This is a genomic window from Peptacetobacter sp. AB800, assembly GCF_047807365.1.
Lineage (GTDB): Bacteria > Bacillota > Clostridia > Peptostreptococcales > Peptostreptococcaceae > Peptacetobacter.
Map to the genome: position 1 here is coordinate 66,713 of NZ_JBLOUI010000001.1, position 25,489 is coordinate 92,201.

Annotated in this window: 21 protein-coding genes; 1 reads left to right on the forward strand and 20 read right to left on the reverse strand. The window is 32.6% G+C overall.

From position 1 onward, the window contains the following. Positions 1-22 precede the first annotated feature (22 nt). From ACK2WN_RS00305 to ACK2WN_RS00385, 17 genes are all read right to left on the reverse strand, one after another. Positions 23-2,368: a DNA translocase FtsK 4TM domain-containing protein gene (locus tag ACK2WN_RS00305; RefSeq protein ID WP_416154581.1), complete on the reverse strand. Its 2,346-nt coding sequence runs from the start codon at positions 2,366-2,368 to the stop codon at positions 23-25. A 247-nt stretch (positions 2,369-2,615) separates the two neighbouring features. After that, positions 2,616-3,821 (reverse strand): aspartate kinase, encoded by a 1,206-nt coding sequence (gene dapG, locus ACK2WN_RS00310; RefSeq protein WP_416154514.1) that lies wholly within the window; start codon positions 3,819-3,821, stop codon positions 2,616-2,618. A 24-nt stretch (positions 3,822-3,845) separates the two neighbouring features. After that, entirely contained in the window at positions 3,846-5,090 is a 1,245-nt protein-coding gene (locus ACK2WN_RS00315) for a M16 family metallopeptidase (RefSeq protein WP_300531355.1), read from the reverse strand. A gap of 197 nt (positions 5,091-5,287) precedes the next feature. After that, a complete protein-coding gene (pnp, locus tag ACK2WN_RS00320; RefSeq protein WP_330000394.1) occupies positions 5,288-7,375 on the reverse strand; it encodes a polyribonucleotide nucleotidyltransferase in 2,088 nt (695 codons plus the stop codon). 98 nt (positions 7,376-7,473) lie between these two features. Continuing rightward, positions 7,474-8,316, reverse strand: a complete 843-nt coding sequence (locus tag ACK2WN_RS00325; protein WP_416154515.1) for a DegV family protein — start codon at positions 8,314-8,316, stop codon at positions 7,474-7,476. Between the two features lie 135 nt (positions 8,317-8,451). Continuing rightward, positions 8,452-8,712 carry a 30S ribosomal protein S15 gene (gene rpsO / locus ACK2WN_RS00330; protein ID WP_040410435.1) on the reverse strand — a complete coding sequence of 87 codons (261 nt, stop codon included), beginning with the start codon at positions 8,710-8,712 and terminating at the stop codon, positions 8,452-8,454. 128 nt (positions 8,713-8,840) lie between these two features. Next, positions 8,841-9,779, reverse strand: coding sequence for a bifunctional riboflavin kinase/FAD synthetase (locus ACK2WN_RS00335; protein WP_300529807.1), 939 nt, complete (start codon positions 9,777-9,779; stop codon positions 8,841-8,843). Between the two features lie 64 nt (positions 9,780-9,843). Next, positions 9,844-10,752: a tRNA pseudouridine(55) synthase TruB gene (truB, locus tag ACK2WN_RS00340; protein WP_416154516.1), complete on the reverse strand. Its 909-nt coding sequence runs from the start codon at positions 10,750-10,752 to the stop codon at positions 9,844-9,846. A gap of 10 nt (positions 10,753-10,762) precedes the next feature. Continuing rightward, positions 10,763-11,764, reverse strand: coding sequence for a DHH family phosphoesterase (locus ACK2WN_RS00345; RefSeq protein WP_416154517.1), 1,002 nt, complete (start codon positions 11,762-11,764; stop codon positions 10,763-10,765). Then, positions 11,754-12,137, reverse strand: coding sequence for a 30S ribosome-binding factor RbfA (rbfA, locus tag ACK2WN_RS00350; RefSeq protein WP_300529813.1), 384 nt, complete (start codon positions 12,135-12,137; stop codon positions 11,754-11,756). The genes ACK2WN_RS00345 and rbfA overlap by 11 nt, the downstream gene beginning before the upstream one ends. Before the next feature lie 93 nt (positions 12,138-12,230). Next, on the reverse strand, positions 12,231-14,162 hold the full coding sequence (gene infB, locus ACK2WN_RS00355) for a translation initiation factor IF-2 (protein WP_300529815.1): 1,932 nt from the start codon (positions 14,160-14,162) through the stop codon (positions 12,231-12,233). Between the two features lie 16 nt (positions 14,163-14,178). Next, positions 14,179-14,496, reverse strand: a complete 318-nt coding sequence (locus ACK2WN_RS00360; RefSeq protein WP_300529817.1) for a L7Ae/L30e/S12e/Gadd45 family ribosomal protein — start codon at positions 14,494-14,496, stop codon at positions 14,179-14,181. Beyond that, positions 14,489-14,761 (reverse strand): RNase P modulator RnpM, encoded by a 273-nt coding sequence (gene rnpM / locus ACK2WN_RS00365; protein ID WP_178411637.1) that lies wholly within the window; start codon positions 14,759-14,761, stop codon positions 14,489-14,491. The genes ACK2WN_RS00360 and rnpM overlap by 8 nt, the downstream gene beginning before the upstream one ends. Before the next feature lie 20 nt (positions 14,762-14,781). Further along, on the reverse strand, positions 14,782-15,954 hold the full coding sequence (gene nusA / locus ACK2WN_RS00370) for a transcription termination factor NusA (RefSeq protein WP_300529821.1): 1,173 nt from the start codon (positions 15,952-15,954) through the stop codon (positions 14,782-14,784). 23 nt (positions 15,955-15,977) lie between these two features. Next, positions 15,978-16,442, reverse strand: coding sequence for a ribosome maturation factor RimP (rimP, locus tag ACK2WN_RS00375; RefSeq protein WP_006440138.1), 465 nt, complete (start codon positions 16,440-16,442; stop codon positions 15,978-15,980). Between the two features lie 210 nt (positions 16,443-16,652). Further along, on the reverse strand, positions 16,653-20,954 hold the full coding sequence (locus tag ACK2WN_RS00380; RefSeq protein ID WP_416154518.1) for a PolC-type DNA polymerase III: 4,302 nt from the start codon (positions 20,952-20,954) through the stop codon (positions 16,653-16,655). A 138-nt stretch (positions 20,955-21,092) separates the two neighbouring features. Further along, positions 21,093-22,694 carry an SH3 domain-containing protein gene (locus ACK2WN_RS00385; protein WP_416154519.1) on the reverse strand — a complete coding sequence of 534 codons (1,602 nt, stop codon included), beginning with the start codon at positions 22,692-22,694 and terminating at the stop codon, positions 21,093-21,095. Between the two features lie 138 nt (positions 22,695-22,832). Between ACK2WN_RS00385 and ACK2WN_RS00390 the strand changes: the two genes are divergently transcribed. After that, a complete protein-coding gene (locus ACK2WN_RS00390; RefSeq protein WP_300529828.1) occupies positions 22,833-23,588 on the forward strand; it encodes an NAD-dependent protein deacylase in 756 nt (251 codons plus the stop codon). An 86-nt stretch (positions 23,589-23,674) separates the two neighbouring features. Here the strand turns inward: ACK2WN_RS00390 and ACK2WN_RS00395 are convergent, their stop codons facing one another. The 3 genes from ACK2WN_RS00395 to ACK2WN_RS00405 are packed head-to-tail and all read right to left on the reverse strand — an operon-like array spanning position 23,675 to position 25,447. After that, positions 23,675-24,115 (reverse strand): MarR family winged helix-turn-helix transcriptional regulator, encoded by a 441-nt coding sequence (locus ACK2WN_RS00395; protein WP_118548115.1) that lies wholly within the window; start codon positions 24,113-24,115, stop codon positions 23,675-23,677. A gap of 50 nt (positions 24,116-24,165) precedes the next feature. After that, entirely contained in the window at positions 24,166-24,696 is a 531-nt protein-coding gene (scpB, locus tag ACK2WN_RS00400; RefSeq protein WP_270839157.1) for an SMC-Scp complex subunit ScpB, read from the reverse strand. Between the two features lies 1 nt (position 24,697). Further along, the gene (locus ACK2WN_RS00405) at positions 24,698-25,447 is read right to left on the reverse strand and encodes a segregation and condensation protein A (RefSeq protein ID WP_416154520.1); all 750 of its coding nucleotides are present in this window, start codon (positions 25,445-25,447) and stop codon (positions 24,698-24,700) included. Positions 25,448-25,489: the final 42 nt, after the last annotated feature.

Sequence of the window (25,489 nt, forward strand, 5' to 3'; positions counted from 1 at the left end):
TCCACCTTAATCATAATTTATATTATTTTTTCATTTCGTCTAACTGTTCTTTAGATATAAGGACTTTTCTAGGTCTACTTCCTTCATTCTGACCTACTATTCCTCTTTCTTCCATTGCATCTATCATTCTCGCTGCTCTGTTAAATCCTATTTTGAATTTTCTCTGTAGCATTGAAGAAGATGCCTGTCCATTATTTACAACGAATTCGATTGCTTCTGGAAGTAATTCATCTTCGTCGTCGTGTTCCATATTTTTCACAGCTGATATTGTTTCTATTATATCTTCTTCATATTTAACTTCCTCGTCTTTAAACTGTCCTTTGACATATTCTATTACGTTTTCTAGTTCTGAATCAGATATAAATGCTCCCTGAAGTCTTTCTGGTTTGGCTGCTCCTAGTGGATAGAATAGCATATCTCCTTTTCCAAGAAGTTTTTCTGCTCCTCCCATATCAAGTATTGTTCTTGAGTCTGTCTGAGAAGATACGGCAAATGCTATTCTTGAAGGGATATTAGCTTTTATTACACCTGTGATTACGTCTACAGAAGGTCTTTGTGTTGCTATAACAAGGTGCATACCTGCTGCTCTGGCTTTCTGAGCTAATCTACATATATAATCCTCTACTTCTTTAGCACAAGTCATCATAAGGTCAGCTAACTCGTCTATTACTATAACTATGCTAGGCATTTTTTCTTCTGCCTTTTCATTATAGCTTTTTATATCTCTAACACCTGTATCGCTAAATGCTTTATATCTTCTATTCATTTCGCTAACAGCCCAATTTAGCGCATTTGCTGCTTTTGAAGGATCTGTTACAACTGGTATTAGAAGGTGTGGTATACCATTGTAATTAGAAAGTTCTACTACTTTAGGGTCAATTAAAAGTAATTTAACTTCATCTGGTTTTGCTTTGAATAATATACTGTTTATAAGTGTATTTACGCACACACTCTTACCAGAACCAGTTGAACCAGCGATTAAAAGATGTGGCATCTTAGCTATATCACTTACAAATATTTTACCAGAAACGTCTTTTCCTAGACCCATAGCAAGAGGAGATTTAAAGTCTTTAAATTCCTTGCTTTCTACTATTTCTCTTATTCCAACCATCTGAGTTTCTTCATTTGGAACTTCTATACCTATAGCATTTTTACCTGGTATAGGAGCTTCTATTCTTATACTTCTAGCTGCTAAACTAAGTGCTATATCGTCAGTCAAATTAACTATTTTACTAACTTTTACACCTGGTTTTGGCTGAACTTCGTATCTAGTTATAGTAGGACCTACTGTAACCTGACTTATTGTAGCCTCTACTCCAAAATCAGAAAGAGTTTTTTCTAGTAAACCAGCATTTTTTATAACTGATTTCTTTACATTTTCATTTGATTTTTTATTTACTTTATTTAAAAGAGTCACTGGTGGAATCTTATAATTTTTATACTTTTCATTTTCTTCTACTGCATCAAAAGGCATAGTAGATTCCATTGTTTTAGGACTAACTGCAGAAGTTGTATTAACAGTTTCTTCTTCAAACATATTATTATATGCTTTTACGTCGTTGTTAGAGTTTGAAGAAGAATTATTTCTACTAAATATCTCATCCTCAGGTGCTCTTTCCTGGCTCTGTAATTCTTTTAATACATCAAGTTCAGACATAGTCTGAGTTCCTTCAAGTATTTCTAGATAATCGTCTTCTGCTTTATTGAATCCAACAATTTTTATAGTCTTGTCGTCGTTAAATTCTTCTTCCTCAGGTTCATCTTCTGCTTTATTGAACTTATTCTTCAAGTTTCCAAATACGCCTTTTTTCTCTTCTTTTTCATCTCTTGCAATCATAGTTTTGTCGTCCATTTCATCGACTTCATCAGTTACTAGATTTATTGCAGAGTCTTTCATTTTGCTAATTCTTTCTCGTATAGAAAGTCCACTGTTTTTAGTTGCTTTGAATCTTTTGAACATATCGCTAACAGAAACATTACATATATAAACTATACTTATAATTAATGCAAATATAGCTACTAACCACGCACCTACTGTACCGAATATTTTACATAAATAATATACGATAACAGTTGATATTAGTCCGCATCCATTTCCTGTTACTCCCTGATGCATAATTTCAGTCATCATACTCTGTTCAAATGGGCTACTTACAACTATGCTATTTGCGTGAAGTAGTCCATAGAATACAAACACAAATAGTATTATTACATAATAAACCTTTGTTTTTCTAAATCTATAGATATATTCATTTCCATCCATAAATCCTAGGACACCTGTCATTATAAGGAGAATTGGTATAAATATTGATAATCCTCCAAATAATCCTTTAAACATATTCTGTATGAACTGAGGTACCCAGCCCATAGAATTAGAGTTTAAGCTGTATAATAGGAATATACCTAAAAATATAGTTATAAGATTATGATATTCTGAGTTAAATCTTATCTTTTGTTTCTTTTTTCTTTTTTTCTTGTTTTTCAAACTCGCCAAAAATATCACTCCTTTTCCTTTCTAAAATTATAATATTTAACATTTTCAAAGTAAATTATCAAAATCAACATTATATTATTATATCACATATATGACATTTTCAACAAATTTAGATATTAAACTAACAACAGAATTTGCTGTGTATAGCATGAACTGCTTTTTCCATATCATTTTCGTCAACTAGGCAAGATATTGTCATGCTAGAGTCAGATGTCTGTAATAGTGGTATTTCAGCCTCTTTAAGACCTCTTGCAACTTTAGACATTACTCCAGGTATTCCTGTCATAGATGATCCTATAAGAGTTACCTTCGCACAATTTGTTTTTATTTCGTAATTAACACCATTATCTTTTAATATTTTTTCTAGTAAATCTTTATCTTTTTCGTCTATTACAAATGCTTTTTCTCCTATAAAGAAGTTTATCATATCCATACTTATATTTTTTTCTTCCATTTCAGATAATATATCTGTAAAAGTTCCGTTGTCTTTTATCTTTATCTGTACTATATCTCTTTTATTAGCTACAGCAAATCTTTCTTCTTTACAGCAACATTCAAATCCATCGTTTTCTATATTTTTTACTGAGCAAATTTTTGTTCCTTCATAGCTTGGATTTAATGTGTTTTTTATAGCTAGAGTTATATTTCCATCTTTTGCTATCTGAACAGCTCTTGGATGTATTACTTTAGCTCCTTTGTCAGCCATCTGGAATACTTCTTCGTAATCAATGTAATCAAGCACCTTTGCATCTGGCTCAACTCTTGGGTCAGCAGTCATTATTCCGTCTACGTCTGTATATATTTCCACGTATTTACACCCTAAAGCTTTTCCAAGTGCAACAGCAGAAGTATCTGAACCACCTCTTCCAAGTGTGTTTATATCTCCTCTATCGTCTCCACCTTGGAATCCAGCTACAACTACAACTTTACCATCTTCAAGCTCTCTTTTTATTCTACTCGGATCTATGTCTTTTATCTTTGCATCTGAATAAACACCATTTGTCATCATACCTGCCTGGCTACCTGTAAATGCAACGGCCTCTACTCCATTAGCAGTAAGCATGCTCGCCATAAGTGTAGAAGAAATTATTTCTCCACAAGACATAAGCATGTCTTTTTCTCTATCAGTAGGGTTATTTGTAACCTGTTCTAAAAGACCTAATAGAGTATCTGTTGCATATGGATCTCCTTTTCTACCCATAGCAGATACAACTATCACTACATCATTTCCTGTTTCTTTAGTTTTTTTAACTATTTCACATACTTCAGCCATTTTTTCAAAATTAGCTACTGAAGTTCCTCCAAATTTCTGAACTATTATACTCATCTTAACCTCCTAAAATATGAGTTTCTACAACTCAATTTCACTTACGCCTTTTCCAACAACACATACGCCCATTTTATCTATATCTAGTACATCTTTTATTACCCTATTTATATCCTCCATAGTTATAGAGTTTAATCCTTCTATAACATCTTCTAATGTTTCAACCTTTCCAGTTATAAGCATATACTTTCCTATAGCACTCATTCTACTCTCAGTGCTTTCCATTCCAAGCATAAACTCACCTTTTAGCTGCTCCTTAGAATTTTTTAATTCTTCCTCAGTTATTCCTTTTTCATTAAGAGATACAATCTCTTCTTTTATTAATCTATATACGTCCTCTAGATTTTCTGTACTCATACTAGCATATATTCCAAGCTCTCCCTTATCCCGGTAGAACTCTTGCTCTGAATAGATAGAATACACAAGGCCTTCATCTTCTCTAATTCTCTGGAATAATCTAGAAGTAGAGCTTCCTCCAAGTACATTGTTTATAATATCTATCGTATATACATCATTTGAGCTAGAGCCTATATTTTCACACTCAAAACAAATAGCTAGATTTGTCTGCTCATAATCTCTATCCTTCTTAACAACACAAGGATTGAATATCTCATCTTGTAGATTATAATCAGGCTTTTTCCCATTCCAATTTGCAAACTTATCTTCTATAAGTTTGACAGTTTCGTCAAAATCAAAGTTTCCACATATTGAAAGAACTGCATTTTCTGGAACATAGAATTTTTCAAAGTAATTTAAAATAGCTTCTTTATTCATACTCTTAATAGATTCTTTGCTACCAAGTATGTTCTTTCCTATACCTTTATTATCATAGACTTTTTCAAGTAGTATGTCATATGTTAAATCCTCTGGGGAATCCTCGTACATTTTTAATTCCTCTGTTATTACACTCTTTTCTCTTTCGATATCTTTTTCATCGAATTTAGAATTTAATATCATATCAGAGAGAATATCTATACCTATATTCAAATGTTCATCAAGGAGTCTTACATAATAACATGTACATTCTCTACCTGTAAAAGCATTGATTACACCGCCTAGATTTTCGATTTCTGCAACCAACTGTTTTGATGTTCTGTTTTTAGTTCCTTTAAACATCATATGCTCTATAAAGTGAGATACACCATCTATATAATTTTCTTCTGTTTTTATTCCTGCTCTAAACCATATCCCCATAGATATCGATTTAAAGTAAGGAATTTCCTCGGCTATAATTGTAAGCCCATTTTTTAATTTTTTCGTTTTGTACATAACTCCTCCAAAAACATTTATTCTTTACTCCATTATACTATTATAATTTACATAGAATATATTATCAACTTCTAATAATTGAAAAAGAATTTGACAACTACAACTGTTATTTTATTTTTATTTTTTCTGCACATCTATTTAAATAACAAAAAAAGAGATGCCTCAAAATTTTTCGGCATCTCTTGATTATTCATTTATTATAATAGAACTTTTCTAGAAAGGTTTATTCTTCCTTTTTCGTCTATTTCAGTTACTTTAACGTCTAATTCATCGCCTATGCTTAGAACATCTTCTACATTGTTTACTCTTTCTTTAGATATCTGAGAAACGTGAAGAAGTCCTTCTTTACCTGGAAGTATTTCCATGAAAGCACCAAAGTTCATTATTCTAGTTACTTTACCTCTGTATACTTTACCAACTTCTGCTTCAGCAACTATATTTCCGATAAGTTCTTTAGCTCTTTCTATCATAGCTTTGTCAGTACCAGCTATGAATACTTCACCAGTCTGTTCGATGTCTATTTTAACACCAGTTTCGTCTATTATCTTAGTTATAACTTTTCCACCAGGTCCTATTACATCTTTTATCTTATCTGGATTTATGTTCATTCTTTCTATTTTTGGAGCGTATGGAGAAAGCTCTGGTCTTGGTTCAGATATAACTTTTCTCATTTCTCCAAGTATGTACATTCTACCTTCTCTAGCCTGTGCAAGAGCTCTTCTTAATATATCTTCATCTATACCGTCTATTTTTATATCCATTTGTATAGCTGTTATACCGTGTTCAGTACCTGCAACTTTGAAGTCCATATCTCCTAAGTGGTCTTCCATTCCCTGTATATCAGAAAGTACAACTACTTTATCGTGGTGTTTTATAAGACCCATAGCTATACCAGCTACCATATCTTTTATTGGAACACCCGCATCTAATAATGATAATGTAGATGCACAAACACTCGCCTGAGAAGTTGATCCATTTGAGCTTAGTACTTCAGATACTAATCTTATTGCATATGGGAAATCTTCCTGAGATGGTATTACTGGAAGTAATGCTCTTTCAGCAAGTGCCCCATGTCCTATTTCTCTTCTTCCTGGTCCTCTTGAAGGTCTAGCTTCACCTACTGAGTAAGCTGGGAAGTTATAGTGGTGCATATATCTTTTGTTTTCTTCTTCATCTAATCCATCAAGTTTCTGAACATCACCTAAAGCTCCTAATGTAGCTATGTTCATTACCTGAGTCTGACCTCTTGTGAATATAGCAGAACCATGAGTTCTTGGTATCATACCAGTTTCACACCATATAGGTCTTATTTCATTGTATTTTCTGTTGTCTGGTCTTACTTCTTCATCAGTTATTAAAGATCTAACTTCGTCTTTTATTATAGCCTGAAGAACTTCTTCTATATCTCCAGCTACTTCTTCAAAGTTTTCTAATTTTTCTTCAAAGTAAGCGAAAGTTTCTTCTTTAACTTTATCCATATTTTCCATTCTTTCCATTTTTTCAACAGTCTGAACGGCTTCTCTCATTTTTGCTGAAGCAAATTCTTTTACCCGAGCTTCTATATCTTCATCAGCGTGGTATAATTTTACTTCTTCTTTTTCTTTTCCTGAACCAGCTACTATTTCTTCTATGAACTCAACTATTTTTTTGATGTGTTCATGTGCGAATAATATAGCTTTTAACATAGTATCTTCAGATACTTCCTGAGCACCTGCTTCAACCATCATTATAGCGTCTTTTGTACCAGACACTACTAAGTGCATTTCACTTTTTTCTCTCTGTTCAGCGTTAGGGTTTACAACGAATTCACCGTCAACTAAACCTATGCAAACTGATCCTGTTGGCCCATTGAAAGGTATATCAGATATTGATAATGCAACTGATGAACCTATCATAGCTACTATGTCAGGAGTACAATCCTGGTCTACTGAAAGAACAGTTGCTACAACCTGAACATCATTTCTGAATCCTTTTGGGAATAAAGGTCTTATTGGTCTATCTATTAATCTTGATGTTAATATCGCTTTTTCTGAAGGTTTACCTTCTCTTTTTAAGAATCCACCAGGTATTTTACCTACTGAATATAATTTTTCTTCATAATCAACACTTAGAGGGAAGAAATCTATTCCATCTCTTGGTTCTGCTGATTTTGTTGTGTTTACCATAACTACACTGTCACCGTATTTTACTATACAGTTACCATTAGCCATTTCACATATTTTTCCTACTTCTACAGAAAGCTCTCTACCAGCAAATTCTGTAGTATATATCTTATGTTCAACCATAATCTATTTTTCCTCCTAATTCTTCCGTTTTCTCGTCTCAATTAATATATTATCAAAAATATCAAACTTCTACAATATATTTAATCATTACTTAATTTTTAAAGAGAACTACTTAAAGCAATTATGTCTGGTCCAGTATGAGAACATATACATACTCCACCTCTTGTAAACATTACTTTTCTAGCTTTTATTCTCTTTCTAACTTCTTCTTCAAGACCTTTCATCTCGTCGTAATTTGCTCCACACCCTATTGTAACAATTTTATCTTCAAGTTTTCCATCGTTCATATTTATAAGTACGTCAACCATTGTGTGAGGAACTTTTTTCGCACCTCTTATTTTTTCTAACATTTTTATATCCCCATTTTCAACATAGAATAATGGCTGAACATGAAGAAGATTTCCTATTGTTGCTGTAGCGCTTGGGACTCTACCACTTTTCTTTAAATAAGTAAGAGTAGACGGTACAAATAATAAATGCACACTTTCCCTTATATTCTCTAATTCCTCTAGCACTTCTTCATAACTTTTTCCTTCTTCTATCAATTCGCATGCTTTTATAACATACTGTCCACTTCCCAGAGAAAGGTTTAGCGTATCAAATACAGATATTTCTCCATTTTCACAATCTTCCTTCGCAAGTGTAGCACTCTGATAAGTTCCAGATGATTTTGAAGAGCCTGTTATACATATAACTTTTTTACCCTCAGAAGTATACTTATCAAATGCTTCTCTAAACTCTATATATGTCGCCTGAGAAGTTTTAGGTATTTCTCCAGTAGATTTTACCCTTTTATAAAACTCCTCTTTACTTATGTCGATTCCCTCTCTAAATTCCTCATTCTCGAACATTACTGTCAACGGAATAACTTCTAAATAAGGCTTAGCTGCTATTTCGTCTGGTATATCGCATAAACTATCGCATAATAGCTGAATATTCATATTATACCTCCTTGTTTCTGTTATTGAATTTTCAATTGAATAAAATAAAAATCCCCTATTATTTATTTTATCTTTATTATATTTCTATTTGAAAAAAGCAGGTAATTATATACCTGCTTTTTACTGATAAATAAATTATTTTCTTAAACCTAATTTTGCTATTAACGCTCTGTATCCTTCTAGGTCGTTTTCTTTTAAGTAAGAAAGTAAGTTTCTTCTTTTACCAACCATTTTTAATAGACCTCTTCTTGAGTGATGGTCTTTTTTGTGAACTTTTAAGTGTTCGTTTAATTCGTTTATTCTAGCTGTTAATATAGCTATCTGTACTTCTGGAGAACCAGTATCTCCTTCTTTTCTTCCGAATTCTTTGATTATTTCTGCTTTGTTTGCTAACATTTGTTTTTCCTCCATGTATTTATTTTTAATCGCCCTTCACTAGGCAGTGATCGGAGTGTTCAACTGCTGAGTGTGGGTTAATCACCTTAATTATATTAACATATCTTAAAAGTATTTGCAAATATTTTTTAGTCATCCATTTTATTATTTGACAAATACTTCTGTCTTACAAATCCAGTGTCTAAATCTAACTGCTTTCTCAATTCGTCAAGCGATTCAAATTTTTTCTCATCTCTAATTTTTTCTAAAAACTCAATTCTAACTCTTTTTCCATATATATCTTCATCAAAGTCTAGTATATTTGTTTCTATTGAAAGATATTTTCCATTAACCGTTGGATTCATACCAACATTAGTAGCTCCAAAATATTTCTTTCCATCTATGATTACTCTTGAAGCATATATTCCATTTTTAGGATTTATAATTTGATCCTTCAAGCTTATATTAGCTGTTGGGTATCCCATCTTTCTTCCATTTGCTTTTCCGTGGATTATCTCTCCTTCAATTACATAAGGAGTTCCTAAGTACTGAGGTATCTCATCAACACGACCTTTAGAAATCAATTCTCTTATAAATGTACTACTAACTCTTATTCCATTTATTTTTATAGGCTGAACTATTTCAACTTCTATTCCATATTCATGTCCAATTTCCCTCAATACATCCACAGTTCCCTCTTTATTTCGTGCAAATGTAAAGTCATGACCTACAACTATTTTTTTTGCGTGAATTTTATCTTTTAATATCTTTACAATAAATTGCTCAGCTGATATTTGTGTCATAGCCTTATCAAATGGTATATCTATAAGGTAATCTATTCCAAAGCCTTCTATCAGCCTTTCCTTTTCTTTTTCATCAAATATATTCTTTACTTTTTCAGGAACAAAGTAGTTTATTGGATGATTTAAAAATGTAAAAACAGCACTTTTAATGCCTCTCGCTTTAGCATAAGTTGCAGTTTTTTCAATAAGCACCTGATGACCTTTATGTACGCCATCAAAGTTTCCTATCGTAACAACTGTATCAAATTCAATATCTATATCTTTTATAGCTTTAATAACTTTCATATTAATACTCCGGTAGTTTTAATAGAATTTATTTTTATCTAATATAAATCAACAAAACATCATCTTAAACGAAAATTTTGTCGCTTTTCACACTGACCTTTCCATTTTCTCTTATTAGTCTTCCAACTCCGATAAATCCTTCATGACTATAAACTCTTACATACTCATCCTTATCTGTGTAATTTTTCTCATCAAATCTATAAGACTCTATAATTCCACCATTAGAATAGTATTTTACCGCATTATCTCTAAGCACTATCTTTGGATAGAAGTCTAAAGTATAGTCAATATCAAAAGCGTGATCCTCTACAGTTCCGTCTTCTACAAATTTTTCTAACTCCTCAAAAGTTATAGAATTTTCTAGATTGAATTTCCCTGAAGATGTTCTAAGAAGGAAAGACATATGTCCTCCACATCCTAAGATTTCGCCGATATCATAACATATACTTCTTATATATGTCCCTTTTGAGCACTCGACATAGAATCTAATCTTGTTTCCTTCTATACTAAGTATCTCAATTTTTTTTATAGTAACTTTTCTAGGTTTAAGAACAATCTCGTCCTCTCTTCCACTTCTAACTAAATCGCACATTCTTTTGCCATTTACCTTTAAAGCAGAATACTTAGGTGGATATTGCTCTATATCACCTATCTGAGATTCAAATGCTTTTCTTATATCCTCTTCTTTATACTCAAAATCATCCGGAACTTTAAATAATATCTCTCCAGATGAATCATAAGTATCTGTAGATGCTCCAAGAGTTAATTCACATAAATATGATTTTTCTTTATTTAAAATAAGCTCGCTTACCTTTGTTGCTCTCCCTATACAGATAGGAAGTACTCCAGCAGCGTCTGGATCTAATGTACCAGTGTGTCCAATTTTCTTTATCTTTAAAATTTTTCTAGCTTTTCCAACGACATCATTTGATGTCATTCCAGTAGGTTTTAAAATACTTATTATCTTATCCATATAGTTAATCCTAAAAAGCCCTTAAAACCCGCTCTTTTATAATTTTCTCTGCATTTTCAATAGTGTCGTTTATTGTGCATCCAGCAGCTCTCACATGACCGCCACCGTTAAACTGCATTGCAATTTTACTAACATCTATATCATTTTTTGAGCGTAGGCTTATTTTTATTTCGCCCTTTCTTTTTTCTTTTAGGAATATTCCTACTTCAACATTTTCTATATCTCTAGTATATGTTGTTACGCCATCTATATCGTTATAGCCTATAGAATGTTTTTTCATCATATCTATAGAAACACATATAGAAGCTACTAACTGTCCATTAGGTGCTTCGGCTATACTTAAAGTATTAAGAGCATCCCCAAGTAATCTATAGTAGTTTGGAGAATTACTCTGATATAATTTCTGTATAATCATATCTCTCTCAGCGCCATGCTCTAATAGAACCTTGGCCATTTCAAAGCTTGATGGTTCAGTAGATGAATATTGAAAGTTTCCTGTATCTGTTGAAAGTCCAGTGTATAGTCTAGTGGCTATTACTTCATCTATATAGTCCTCATCTTTTAAATCGCCGTATCGTCTTATTATGTTGTATACAAGTTCACATGTAGATGACGCCTCACTGTCTATGTAGTTTATCTCACAGAAACTAGCATCATTGCTGGCGTGGTGGTCTATACAAACTCTAACACTGGCATTTTTCTTAACATCGTCGCTTGTACAAATTCTTTTTTCATCTCCACAGTCAAGAGCTATCATTACATAATTATCTTCTTCTAGCTCTGTAGAGCTTATTTTATCTACTTCCTTAGAAAGAAATACTAGATTAGAAGGGATATCATCATCTAGTACATGATATACCTTCTTCCCTAATCTTTCTAAAAATCTATACATTCCAAGAGTAGAACCTATATTATCTCCATCAGGACTGACATGTGAAGTAACTACGAAAACATTATTGTCTTCAATGCATTTTATTACACTGTCCATCTTTGGGATAAATTTACTCTTCATCTTCTTCTACCTCTTTGCTGTTTTCCATATCGTGTTCCTGAACTTTCTTAATCAGACTATCCATGTACATTCCTCTTTCTATAGAGTCATCCACTTTGAATACTATCTCAGGTATATATCTAAGTTTTACTTTTCTTCCAACTTCTCTTCTTATATAGCCTGCTGCACTTTTTAATCCAGCAAGAGATTCTTCTTCATTTCCACCTAATAAACTAACATATACAAACGCATATCTTAAATCATTAGTAACATCTACATCTGTAACACTTATCATAGATGTTATTCTAGGGTCTTTTATTCCGTTTATTAACATCTGCCCTATTATTTTTTTAATTTCTTCTGATATTCTTCTTGTTCTATTATATGATGTCATATCTTCGACCTCTTTCCTTTTGTAATTTTTAAATTAGCAGCCGACTTAAATATGTTTAATCTCCTAAAATTAAGAGAAACATCTTATTATCTATTATAATGTTCTTTCAACTTCTTTAGTTATGTATGCTTCAACTATATCGCCTTCTTTTATATCGTTATAGTTTACGAAGCTCATACCACATTCGTATCCTTCTGCAACTTCTTTAACGTCGTCTTTGAATCTTCTAAGAGTAGCTAATTCACATTCGTGAACTATTATACCGTCTCTTACTATTCTAGCTTTACAGTTTCTGTATATTTTACCATTTGTTACATAGCATCCAGCAACTGTACCAACACCAGATATTCTATAAGTTTCTCTTATTTCTGCTTTACCTGTGTCTTCATCAACTATATCTGGATCAAGCATACCGCACATAGCAGCCTGTATATCTTCTATAGCTTTGTATATTATTGTGTATGTTCTCATATCCACGTTTTCTTTTTCAGCTAATGATTCAGCACCAGATACTGGTCTAACGTTGAATCCTATTATTATTGCATTAGATGCAGCTGCAAGAAGTACGTCTGTTTCAGTTATCGCACCAACACCACCGTGTATAGCTTTAACCTGAACTTCATCATTAGATAATCTTTCTAGTGACTGTTTAACTGCCTGAACAGAACCCTGAACGTCTGCTTTTATAACTATATTTAATTCTTTTAATCCATCATTCATCTGGTTGAATAAATCATCAAGAGATAATCTCTGGCTTGATTTTAACATTTCTTCTCTCTGCTGCTGCTGTCTTTTTTCTGCTATACTTCTAGCAACTTTATCACTTGGAACTTCAACGAACTGGTCTCCACCCTGTGGAACATCAGAAAGTCCAAGTATTTCAACTGCAGTAGATGGTCCAGCAACTTTAACTCTCTTACCTTTTGAGTTTATCATCGCTCTAACTTTACCACTTGCAACACCTGCTACTATTGGATCTCCAACTCTTAAAGTACCACCCTGAACAAGTACTGTAGCAACTGGTCCTCTACCTTTATCAAGCTGTGCTTCTATTACTGTACCAACAGCTCTCTTATCTGGGTTTGCTTTTAATTCTTCCATTTCAGCAACTAATAGAACCATTTCTAGTAAGTGATCTATTCCTATGTTTTTCTTAGCTGAAACTGGAACTGCTATAACATCTCCACCCCAGTCTTCAACAAGAAGTCCGTGTTCAGATAATTCCTGTTTAACTCTGTCTGGGTTTGCTCCATCTTTATCTATTTTATTTATAGCAACTATTAGTGGGACTTCTGCTGCTTTAGCGTGGTTTATTGCTTCTACTGTCTGAGGCATTATACCGTCATCTGCTGCAACAACTAGTATAGCTATATCTGTAACCTGAGCACCTCTTGCTCTCATTGATGTGAAAGCTTCATGTCCTGGTGTATCTAGGAATACTATTTTCTGTCCATTTATTTTAACTTCTGAAGCCCCTATGTGCTGTGTTATACCACCGGCTTCACCTTTTGTAACATTAGTTTTTCTTATTGCATCTAGTAAAGAAGTTTTACCGTGGTCAACGTGTCCCATAACTGTTACAACTGGTGGTCTAGGTTTTAAATCTTCTTCTTTATCTTCTTCTATTTCCATTAATTTTTCTATTTCGTCTTCAGTTTCACTATCATCTGCTGTAGTTAATTCAAATCCGAATTTAGTAGCAACTAATGATGCTATTTCAAAGCTTATTTCCTGGTTTATTGTCGCCATTGTACCCATCATCATAAGCTCTTTTATAACTTCTGATACAGTTTTACCCATTTCATTTGCTAAATCCTGTACAGTTATTTTTCCGCTGATTGATATTACATTTCCTCTTTCAGCTATTACTTCTTCTTTTATCATTTCGTAAGCAAGTTCGAATTCTTCTCCTTCAAGAACATCTTCTTCACTTGATACTTCTATATCGAAAGCTTTTAATTTATTTATAAGCTCCTCATTCGATATTTTTAATTCCTTTGCTAACTGGTCTACTCTTGTTGACACAAGACCACCCCCTATATTAAATTTCTTCTAACAATTCCAATATCTTCTTCGCAAATCCTCTATCCTCGATACCTATAACAGCACGAAAACTCTTTCCAATTGCGTTTCCAATTTCTTCTTTTGTTCCGTATTCAACCATCTTTACATTTCTAAAAGATGATTTATCTCTAAAAAGTTTTTTAGTATTATCTGATGCATCTGTTGCAACTATAACTAAATCAACTTTTCCTTTTTTTAAATCTTGAAGAGTCGTATCATCTCCTGATACAACCTTTCTAGCTCTAGTAGCTAGACCTAATAGTGACATTACTCTTTTTTTAGACATATTATTCATAATCTTCTAACTCCGTAAGTAATCTTTCATATACTTCTTGTGGTACTTCCATTTTAAAAGCTCTATTTAACGCTTTACTTTTTATAGCTTTTTTAAGACATTCGGCACTTTTGCAGATATATGCTCCTCTACCATTTGCCTTACCTGTTGGATCTAAAAATATTTCGCCTTCTTTATTTTTAACTATTCTTATAAGGCCCTTTTTAGAATCTCTTTCCTGACAAGCTATACATTTTCTCTGAGGTACTTTTTTCACTTTCTGCAAAACAATCCCTCCTAACTCATCTATTCTTCTACAGTTTCTTCTTTTACTTCTACGTCATCTGCGAATAAATCTTCATCTGAGAAATCTGCAAATTCATCATTGAATTCTAATTCGCTTTCTTCTTTTTTATCGTATACACCATTTGCTAAATCTTCTTCGTACTGAGATTCGCTTTTTATGTCTATTTTCCATCCAGTAAGTTTAGCTGCTAATCTAGCATTCTGTCCGTCTTTACCTATTGCTAATGAAAGCTGATAATCTGGTACAACTACTAATGCTGATTTTTCTTCTTCATCAACTTCTACCTTAACAACTTTTGATGGGCTTAATGATGCAGATATATATTCAGCAAAATCATCGCTGTATTTTATTATATCTATTTTTTCATCTCCAAGTTCATCTACTATGTTTTTAACTCTTGATCCCTTAGGTCCTACACAAGCTCCTATTGGATCTATTTTTTCGTCTACTGATTTAACAGCCATTTTAGTTCTTGATCCAGCTTCTCTAGCTATAGATTTTATCTGAACTATTCCCTGTTCTATTTCTGGAACTTCAAGTTCGAATAATCTTCCAACAAGACCTTTATTACTTCTTGATACTATTATCTGAGGTCCTTTGCTTCCTTTTTTAACTTCTACAACGTAAACTTTTATTCTCTGACCTTCTTTATATATTTCGTTGTCTATTTTTTCGCTCCGTGGCATAACACCTTCTATTTTACCAAGGTCTACATATACAACGCTTGGAGTAGCTCTAGTTATTTCACCGTCTACTATTTCGCCTTCTCTTTCCATGAATTCGTTGTAAACTATTTCTCTTTCTGCTTCTCTTAATCTCTGAACAACTACCTGTTTAGCTGTCTGAGCTGCTATTCTACCAAAGTTACTTGGAGTTACTTCATTTCTTATAACATCTCCTATTTCGTAGCTTGGGCTTATTTTTTTAGCTTCTGAAAGTTCTATTTCTAAGAAACTATCGTAGTAATCAGATTCATCAACTACAGTTCTAGTAGAGTATACTCTTATATCTCCATTTTCTCTGTCAAATTCTACTTCAACATTCCGCGCCTGACCAAAGTTTTTCTTATAAGCTGTTAAAAGAGCCTGTTCGATAGTATCTATAAGTATTTCTTTGTCTATGCCTTTAGTTTCTACTATCTCGTTTAATGCGTTTAAAAATTCCTGATTCATTTTTCCTCCTTGTGCATCTAAGACTAGAATTTTATAGCTAATCTTATTATTGCAACGTCCTTTCTATTGAATTTCATTTCTTCATTATTTATGATAACAACTATATTATTTTCTTCATCTAAACCTACTAGTTCCCCTTCGAACTGTTTAACACCATCTATGGCTTTGTAAAGTTTTATTTCCACATCTCTTCCTTTGTACTTCACAAACTCTTTATCTCTTTTTAGTGCTCTATCAATTCCAGGAGAAGATACTTCAAGATAATAATTTTCTTCTATAAAATCATTTTCGTCAAGTTTTGGGCTTAATTCTCTACTTACCTCTTCACATTCGTTAAGAGATATTCCACCTTCTTTATCAACCACTACTCTTAAATAGAACTGGCCTGCTTCTTTTACGTACTCAACGTCTACCGTTTCATAACCTTTTTCATCCGTTATAGCAGTTACCATTTTTTCAACTCTATCTACTATTTCACTTTTTTTCATTATTATCTATCCTCCTTATTCAATTGTAATTTTTCGTTCTTTTTCCATAAAAAAGAGTGAGAACAACTGCCTCACTCTTCCTTTCCTTGTAAAAGATAAACTGTATTAATTTATATATTATCACATATTTCCCATGTTTGCAAGATTTGACAATAATAAATTACAATAATTATAACATTGTCATTTCTTCTAAAAACTTGACTTTTATTTTTAGAATAATGAAAGCTGATTCTTATCGCTCATACTTCCAAGTGAGCCATGCTTGTCTAATGTTTCTACAACCGTTCTCGAAATCTTAGTTCTCTTTCTAAAATCTTCCTTAGAAATAAACTCTCCATTTTCTCTTTCCTCTACAATATGTATCGCTGCATTTTCTCCAACTCCCTGAAGCGCTGTCATAGGTGGTCTTAAAAGTCCAGGCCCTATCACTTCAAACTCTGTTGCAGATGATTTATAAATATCAACAGGCGCAATTTTTATTCCCCTTGCATACATTTCTTGCGCAACTTCCAAAATTATATACATTCCTTTTTCCTTTTGAGTTGCGTCATTTCCAAGTTCTTCAATTTCTTTTTTCTTTGCCTTTATCGCATCGTATCCCTTTATAATAAGATCTGCATCAAAATCTTCAACTTTTGTAGTAAAGTACGTCGCATAAAATGCTTCTGGATAATGTACTTTACAGTACGCAAGTCTGAAAGATGTCATAACATATGCAACCGCATGTGCTTTAGGGAACATGTATTTTATTTTTTTACAAGAATTTATATACCAATCCGGAACATTATTTTCAATCATCGCCTCTTCATGTTCTGGCTTTAATCCTCTACCTTTTCTGACACTTTCCATTATCGTGAAACTCATCTTTGGTGGAAGTCCTTTAAATATCAAGTAGTTCATTATATCGTCTCGTGTAGATATAACTTCTTTTAGTCCAACTATATTTTCTCTGACCAAATCCTGTGCATTATTTACCCAAACATCTGTCCCATGAGAAAGCCCAGATATTCTGACTAACTCTGCAAATGTAGTCGGCTTTGTATCTAAAAGCATCTGTCTAACGAATTTTGTCCCGAATTCTGGAATTGCAAGACATCCTATCTCACAATCTATTTCCTCAGGAGTTACACCAAGTGCCTCAGTTGAAGTAAATAAAGACATTGTAGCTTTATCATCAAGAGGAATATCAGTTATTGTTATTCCTGTTATATCTTCAAGCATTCTTATAATGGTCGGACCATCGTGCCCAAGTATGTCTAGCTTCAGAATTCTACCACTTATAGAATGATAATCGAAGTGAGTAGTTATAACTCCACAGTTTACATCATTAGCTGGATACTGAATTGGAGTAAAATCATAAACATCCTTGTAATCTGGTATAACCATTACTCCTCCAGGATGCTGCCCTGATGTTCTCTTAACACCTGTACAACCTTCTGCAAGTCTAAGTACCTCAGCTGATGGAACTTCTATATCATTTTCTTCAACGTATTTCTTTGCATACCCAAAAGCTGTCTTTTCGGCTACTGTACCTATTGTACCTGCTCTATAGACGTGACCTTCCCCAAACAGCTCCTCTGTATACTTGTGGATAACTGGCTGATATGAGCCAGAGAAGTTAAGGTCTATATCCGGTTCTTTATCCCCTTCAAATCCTAAGAAAACTTCAAACGGTATATCATGTCCGTTCTTTATAAGTTTTTCACCACATTTTGGACAAACTTTATCTGGTAAATCTATTCCAGATCCCCATTCACCTATAGCATAGAAGTACGAATACTTACACTCTTTATTAGGACAAACATAATGAGCTGGAAGTGGGTTAACCTCTGTTATATCACTCATTGTAGCTGCAAATGAAGAACCAACAGAACCCCTTGAACCAACTAGATATCCATCTGAAAGTGATTTTGCAACTAGCTTCTGTGCAATTATATACATCACCGCATAACCATTACCGATTATAGAGTTTAGCTCTCTATTAAGCCTTTTTTCTACTATCTCTGGAAGTGGATCTCCATAAATATCCACAGCCTTTTTAAAGCACATCTCTCTAAGTTCTACATCTGAACCTTCAATTACCGGTGGATAAGTTTCATCTGGTATCGGTTTAACATCCTCTACCATATCAGCTATAAGATTTGTATTTTCTACAACAACCTCATAAGCAAGTTCTTCTCCTAAATAAGAAAACTCATCTAGCATTTCGTCAGTAGTTCTAAAATGAAGGTAAGTCTCCTCATCATCTAGCTTAAATCCTTGAGAGAATTTAAGCACCCTTCTAAGCACTGCATCGTGTTTATCTAAGAAATGAACATCTCCAGTAGCTACAGGAATTTTACCAAATTTCTTGGCAGTTTCTACAACTCTTCTATTTATTTCCTTTAACTCATCTTCGTCCTCAACATCTCCATTATCTATCATAAATCTATTATTATCTATAGGCATTACTTCAATATAATCATATGGAGCTATAATCTTTTCCATTTCTTCATCTGGAAGTCTTTTCTTAACAGCATCGTATACAACACCTGCTTCACATGCAGATCCTACAATAATTCCCTCTCTATATTCATCAAGCACACTTTGAAGAATTCTCGGTGCTCTGTAAAAATGATTAACATGCGCATCAGATACAATCTTGTAAAGATTTTTTATACCAGTCTGATTTTTTGCAATCAATGTTATATGATGAGTTTTTAATTTTGTATAGTCAACCTTTCCAAGTACTGTATTTACATCTGATAATTTTTCAACTCCTTGTTTTTTTAACATTCCAAGGAATTTTATAAATATATTTGCAGTTGCTTCGGCATCGTCTACAGCTCTATGGTGGTTAAGTAGCTGCACACCGACCTCTTTTGCAACCTTATCTAGCTTATATCTTTTTAAATTAGGAAGCATAATTCTAGCAAGCATCAGTGTATCTACCTTTTTATTCTTATACTCCAATCCCTGCTCTTTACACTTCTGCATAATAAATCCTGTATCGAAGTCTGCATTATGAGCAACTAGCACGTCATCTCCTACAAACTCCATAAACTTAGGAAGTATTTCTTCAATTGTAGGCTTGTCTTTTACCATTTCATTGGTAATTCCTGTAAGCTCCTGAACTCTATATGATATATCTTTTTCTGGATTTACAAGCTCACTAAATCTATCCACAATCTCAAAATCTCTTATCTTAACAGCACCTATTTCTGTTATCTTGTCGTTTATATTGGAAAAACCTGTAGTTTCCAAGTCAAATACTACAAACTCTTGAGATAAACTCTTATCATTTGCATTCTCTATGGCATCTTTATTATCCTCTGTTAGATACCCTTCAACCCCATAAAGCACCTTTATCCCTTCTTTTTTAGCTGCATTCATAGCATCTGGGAATCCCTGTACAACACCGTGGTCAGTTATTGCAATAGCAGGATGTCCCCATTTTGCAGCACGAGATACAAGTCCTTTAACTGAGCAAATTGCATCCATTGAGGACATCTGAGTATGTGCGTGTAGTTCCACTCTTTTCTTTTCAGCAGTATCTTTTCTCTCTTCTCTTTCTTCCTTTCTCATACCGCTGATTGTCATACTTATCTCTCTCTGGAATGTATCATAAAGAACATCTCCCTTTATCTTTATATACATACCCTTGCTTATTTTTCCAAGTACCCAATCTTTATTAGTATCAGTGAGGAATATTTTACAAGTTATAGAACTTGTGTAGTCTGTTACCATAAGCATTAGAAGGATTTTACCATTTCTAAGCTCTTTTATCTCTATGTTGAATATTGTTCCCTCTATACCTACAGTTCCAGAATTGCTATCTAGGTTTTCTATTTTTTCTGTAAGGACATTTACATTTTCTCCATAAATCATATTTTCGTCCTTCTCATCTTTTATAACATATCCGCTTTCTTCTTCGGACTCACTAGTTTTATTTCTATTTTCTTTTTCGAGAATCATAATCTTTTCATTGAATTCTCTATCTATTTTTTCAACTAATTTCTTCCTATCAACCTTTTCATCGACTGCGCTCTCGATTTCAATATCCATATCAATTCCAAACTCCTCACTTATTGTATGTTTTAGAGTTGTAGTGATATTCTTATTCATAATTCTCTGGTAAAATATACCCTTTGGAATTTTTATCTTAAGTTTGTTTTCTATGCATAAATACTCAATCTCTTTCTGCCACCCAGATATAGATGGGCAAATACTCTTTAGTATATATACTATATTAGGCCAATATTTTTTCATTATATCTTTTTCTGTTTTTCTCTCAAACCCTGTATACTCTATCTTAAACTTTATCTCTCTAAAATATTTATTCTTAGCCTTTATCTCCCTTTGAGCTCTTTCTAAATACTCATATGGAACAACGTCTTTAGAAGATAGATAGAAATATACAGTTTTATTTTCTTTAAAGTAGATAACTTTTTTTATATAAACATCTTCCATCTTTTTTATAAGAGAAGTATTGCTTATATCCATTTTTATCATACATTCCTTTAAGCTTTCCAATCTTTTCTTCTCTCCTAACAGTATTTAAAATTTACAAACTTCCAATTTATTTGTTTGCAAAATAATATATTAACGTAAATAAAGAATCATGTACAAATTATCGCACATGATTCCATATATTCTATAAATTTATTTTTATTATTTATATTCTGGAATATCTATTAAAAGATTGTTTCCATTTCCATATTTTGTCATAAGTGATGACATCATCTTTGATATTCCATTAGCCCAGTTTACATCTGTTGCATACTGATGCCAAGTATATTCATAGCACCATCTCATAGAATAAACTGTGTTCTGATTATATTTAGAGTTGTGGATGTATCCATCAGAAATCCATTTTGCAGCCCCGTCTATACCTTTTTCAACAGTTGTCCAACCATTTTTATAAGCAGTAATTTTACCGCCTTCAAGTGCATTTCCATCTGTAGCACCTATTCCAAAGAAGTTGTAAACTGTTACAGGTTTTTCAAGAGTTACTCCATCGACACTAGTTACAACCTGTCCTTGCGCAAGTTTAGATTTACCATTTCCAGTTTCCCACATTGCATGAGATACAAAGTATAGTACATCTATATCGTACTTTTTAGCTGCATCTATAAATGCCTGACCTTTTCCGTTAAATACACATTCTGATCCTCTAGATGCAAAATAATTATCTAGTGATTTTGCTGTTATAGAATTTGTATATCTATCAAGTCTTACAAATTGCATTATTCCATCTGTATGACTAGTAAAGTTTGATGGATCTAAGTAGTATTCTAATTCTTCCTTAGTAGGTGCCCCATATGCTCTTGGATTAGTTCTCATAGCTTCTGTTGTGAATAAGCTTTCTTGAGGGTTTAATATATCAAGAAGTCTATTTGTCTGTCTTGATATTAAATTTCCACCACTCTGACCTTTTATATACTGAGCTTCTACCATATCATCTAGAGAGTAATCCTTTTGACTTCTCTGAGTATATGCACCTGGTATTACATCTGAAGCAGTACCATTTAAATCAGTATCTTCGTCTTCTATCTTATCTGATATGTATTTTAAATATATAGAAGAAACATATCCATTTTTTCCATCGTATTCTACTTTGGCCCAGTTATTCTCAATAGTTGAAACTACTACTTTATCACCTTTATGAAGTGTGTCTATTTTTGTATACTGGCCACCAGCTCCATTTCTAACATTTAATAGAGATGATGTTACCTCCTGTATAGTCTTCTTAACTCCCTGAGAATTTCCTGTATTTCCAGAGTTATTATTTCCTGTAGATACAGATTTTAGGTATTCTGAAGAAACATACCCTATTTTAGATCCAAATTGAATCTTAGACCATCCATTAGATTCTGATATTACATCGACCTCGTTGTTTTTATATAATTTGCCTATTGATGTATACGATGTAGCTGGACCACTTCTTACATTTAATGTTGTAGCTGTTACTATCTTTTTTATGCCTCTAGCATCTTTTCTAATAGCATCGGCTTTTAATGATATATATTTTGAAACAACCCAACCTGTTTTACCAGAGGCTGTTTTAATTTTGTACCAACCATCTTTTTCACCAATTACAGTTACCTTATTTCCTTTTTTTAACACTAACTGCAACTTTGCTGATGCTGAAGGAGAATATCTTACATTTAAATACGCTGAACTCACAATCCCTGTCTTAATATTTTCTGCATTTACATTCATCGCAAGCATAGGAATCATTGCTAGAGATGCAGCTGCCATTCTTTTTTTCATTTTAAAATCTCCTTTCAATTCACTTAGTTAATATAATTATAATCTATTTTTGCAATGTAAGTAAAGACGATATATTTTTCACTATACGATTACATTTTTATTTTTTTGTAGTAATATAATAATATAAAACAAAAGGAGATGATTATTTTGTTCGAGAATGAAGTAAACGAATTAAAAAAATTAATAGATTCACACAGTAATATCGTGTTCTTTGGAGGAGCTGGAGTTTCTACAGAATCAAATATCCCAGATTTCAGAAGCTCTAATGGTTTATTCAATCAAAAGTTAAATAGAAGATTTTCACCTGAAGAAGTTGTATCTTATTCTTTCTTTGTTAGATATCCAGAGTATTTCTATGAATTCTACAAAGATAAGCTTATTTATCAGGACGCAGAGCCTAACAATGCACATAAAGCACTAGCTTATTTAGAGGAAATCGGAAAGTTAAAGGCTGTTATAACTCAGAATATAGATGGACTTCACCAAAAGGCTGGAAGCAAAAATGTTTACGAGCTTCACGGTTCTGTTCAGAGAAACTACTGTACAAAATGTCACAAGTTCTTTGATTTAGAAGATATGTTGGCTTTAGATGGAACTATTCCAAAATGCGATGTATGTGGTGGAATTGTAAAGCCGGATGTCGTTCTATATGAAGAAGCACTGGATGAAAACACTATAACTGGAGCTATAAAAGCTATTAAAAATGCCGATCTTTTAATAATCGGTGGAACATCTCTTGTAGTTTATCCTGCTGCTAGCTTTGTAAACTACTACAGAGGAAAAGATTTAGTCCTTATAAACAAAAGCTCTACTTCTATGGATGGAAGAGCAACTTTAAAAATAAATGCTCCTATAGGTAAGATACTATACGATGCAGTTTTAGCAGACAAATAAAAAAAGGAAGGAATTCTCATACCAACTCAACGTTGTATGTATGAGAATTCTTTCCTTTTTTATTTTTAATAATTTTAGTTTTCCTATTATTTAAGAGTTCCTATTAAAGTATCAAATACAAAATCTAATGCTTTGTATAAATCTTCTCTTTTGTCTTCGTCTATAAGCTCTATTTTTTTATTTATTATTTTTAAGATATCAGCTTTTTCTCTCTCTAAAACTTCCTTACCTTTTTCAGTTATTCCATAGAATGTATTTCTTCTATCTTTTTTATCTTCTTCTCTATAAACATATTCCTGTTCAACAAGTTTATTTAGAAGTATGCATAGACTTGAAGTAGACACATGTAATACCTTACTTAGATTTTTCAATTCCATTTTATCTATTTCCGCCATTTTCTTTAACGCAAAGAACTGTCTTTCTGTAAGTATTCTGCTTTCATTTCTCTCACTAACTATTACTTTAACTATACTGTGGAATACATGTATATTTTTAAGTAACATTATTGATAAATCTCTGTCTTCCATTTTTATTTCCTCCGTTCCACATTTAACTAGCAATCCACAAATTTCCCACTTTAATTATTTTCTTCTATCTCCTCTATCTTAGGTAGCTCATCTATAGATTCTATATTGAGTAATTTTAAAAATTCATCACTAGTTTTATATATTATAGGTTTCCCTATTTTATTCAATCTTCCAGCCTCTACAATCAATTCATTTTCCTGAAGTGTTTTAAGAGCTTTATCGCACTTGACACCTCTTATATTTTCTATTTCTAATTTTGTAACCGGCTGCTTATATGCAATTATTGTAAGAGTTTCAAGAGTCGCCTGACTTAGAGTTTTTTTCTTTTTAGGCTCAAGAACCATCTTTATATAATCTGCATATTTTTCGTTTGTACACATCTGGTACTTGTTTTCAAGTCTTATAATCTGAATTCCTCTATCATTCTCTTTATACTCAGATATAAGCGCATCCATCATAAACTCTATTTCCTTATGAGAAAGGTCTTTATTTATAATAGCATTTAATTCTTTTATGCTTATAGGCTCTCCATATGCAAACATAATAGCCTCTATTATATTTTTTATATCTTCTCTCTTCATACTAATTCTCCTCAGAATATTCTAGCATCTTATCCGTTCTTTTAACTATTACTATATCTTCAAAAAAGTCATCTTGTGTAACAATTATCTCTTTTTCTTTTATCATCTCTAAGACACATAAAAACGATGCTATGATATCACCTCTGTCACTTTGGTCTACAGTTTCTAAAAAGCTTATTTTATTTTTTGTAGCCAACGTTCTTCTCAAAGATACTATTTTTTCCTCTACAGATATAATTTTTCTATTTACAAGTCTTTCTAGTACGTCGTTTTTAGTTTCTTCTTCCTTTTTGTCTATATTTTTCAACAACTTAGGAAGCAGCTCCATCATTTTTGCTATAGATACGTCTTCTAAACTAAGCTCGTCCTCTATTATAACCTCTTCTTTTTTTCTAAAGAATCTTTCGTGTTCTTCATCAGCTTTTTCTTTTAATTCTTTAGATACTTGCTTGTATTTTTTATATTCTTTAAGTCTTTCAACAAGTTCAATTCTTGGATCCTCTTCCTCAGAATCCTCTCTTTGAAGATAAAGTAAATATCTAGATTTTATTTCGACCAACTTTGACGCCATAGTTATAAAGTCACTAGTTATTTCCATATCCATAGCTTCCATAGCATCTAGGTAATCAAGATACTGTTTTGTTATTTCTGAAATAGCTATATCCTTTATATCTATCTTATGTTTTGTCACAAGGTCGTACAAAAGGTCCATAGGTCCCTCATATACCTTTAATTGTACATTGTATTTCATATAATCTCCTCTTTAAGTAGTTATTAGATTATTTTTATTAAT

Excerpts from the sequence above, each read along its gene's own strand:
- pnp (WP_330000394.1), bottom strand. The coding sequence starts at position 7,375 with ATGGTTGAACATAAGATATATACTACAGAATTTGCTGGTAGAGAGCTT.
- rbfA (WP_300529813.1), bottom strand. The coding sequence starts at position 12,137 with ATGACATCATATAATAGAACAAGAAGAATATCAGAAGAAATTAAAAAA.
- dapG (WP_416154514.1), bottom strand. The coding sequence starts at position 3,821 with ATGAGTATAATAGTTCAGAAATTTGGAGGAACTTCAGTAGCTAATTTT.
- ACK2WN_RS00345 (WP_416154517.1), bottom strand. The coding sequence starts at position 11,764 with ATGAAGAGTAAATTTATCCCAAAGATGGACAGTGTAATAAAATGCATT.
- ACK2WN_RS00305 (WP_416154581.1), bottom strand. The coding sequence starts at position 2,368 with ATGGGCTGGGTACCTCAGTTCATACAGAATATGTTTAAAGGATTATTT.
- ACK2WN_RS00335 (WP_300529807.1), bottom strand. The coding sequence starts at position 9,779 with ATGAAAGTTATTAAAGCTATAAAAGATATAGATATTGAATTTGATACA.
- truB (WP_416154516.1), bottom strand. The coding sequence starts at position 10,752 with ATGGATAAGATAATAAGTATTTTAAAACCTACTGGAATGACATCAAAT.
- ACK2WN_RS00390 (WP_300529828.1), top strand. The coding sequence starts at position 22,833 with ATGATTATTTTGTTCGAGAATGAAGTAAACGAATTAAAAAAATTAATA.
- ACK2WN_RS00385 (WP_416154519.1), bottom strand. The coding sequence starts at position 22,694 with ATGAAAAAAAGAATGGCAGCTGCATCTCTAGCAATGATTCCTATGCTT.
- scpB (WP_270839157.1), bottom strand. The coding sequence starts at position 24,696 with ATGAAGAGAGAAGATATAAAAAATATAATAGAGGCTATTATGTTTGCA.
- ACK2WN_RS00395 (WP_118548115.1), bottom strand. The coding sequence starts at position 24,115 with ATGGAAGACAGAGATTTATCAATAATGTTACTTAAAAATATACATGTA.
- nusA (WP_300529821.1), bottom strand. The coding sequence starts at position 15,954 with ATGAATCAGGAATTTTTAAACGCATTAAACGAGATAGTAGAAACTAAA.
- ACK2WN_RS00360 (WP_300529817.1), bottom strand. The coding sequence starts at position 14,496 with ATGAATAATATGTCTAAAAAAAGAGTAATGTCACTATTAGGTCTAGCT.
- rimP (WP_006440138.1), bottom strand. The coding sequence starts at position 16,442 with ATGAAAAAAAGTGAAATAGTAGATAGAGTTGAAAAAATGGTAACTGCT.
- rpsO (WP_040410435.1), bottom strand. The coding sequence starts at position 8,712 with ATGTTAGCAAACAAAGCAGAAATAATCAAAGAATTCGGAAGAAAAGAA.
- ACK2WN_RS00315 (WP_300531355.1), bottom strand. The coding sequence starts at position 5,090 with ATGTACAAAACGAAAAAATTAAAAAATGGGCTTACAATTATAGCCGAG.
- ACK2WN_RS00325 (WP_416154515.1), bottom strand. The coding sequence starts at position 8,316 with ATGAATATTCAGCTATTATGCGATAGTTTATGCGATATACCAGACGAA.
- ACK2WN_RS00405 (WP_416154520.1), bottom strand. The coding sequence starts at position 25,447 with ATGAAATACAATGTACAATTAAAGGTATATGAGGGACCTATGGACCTT.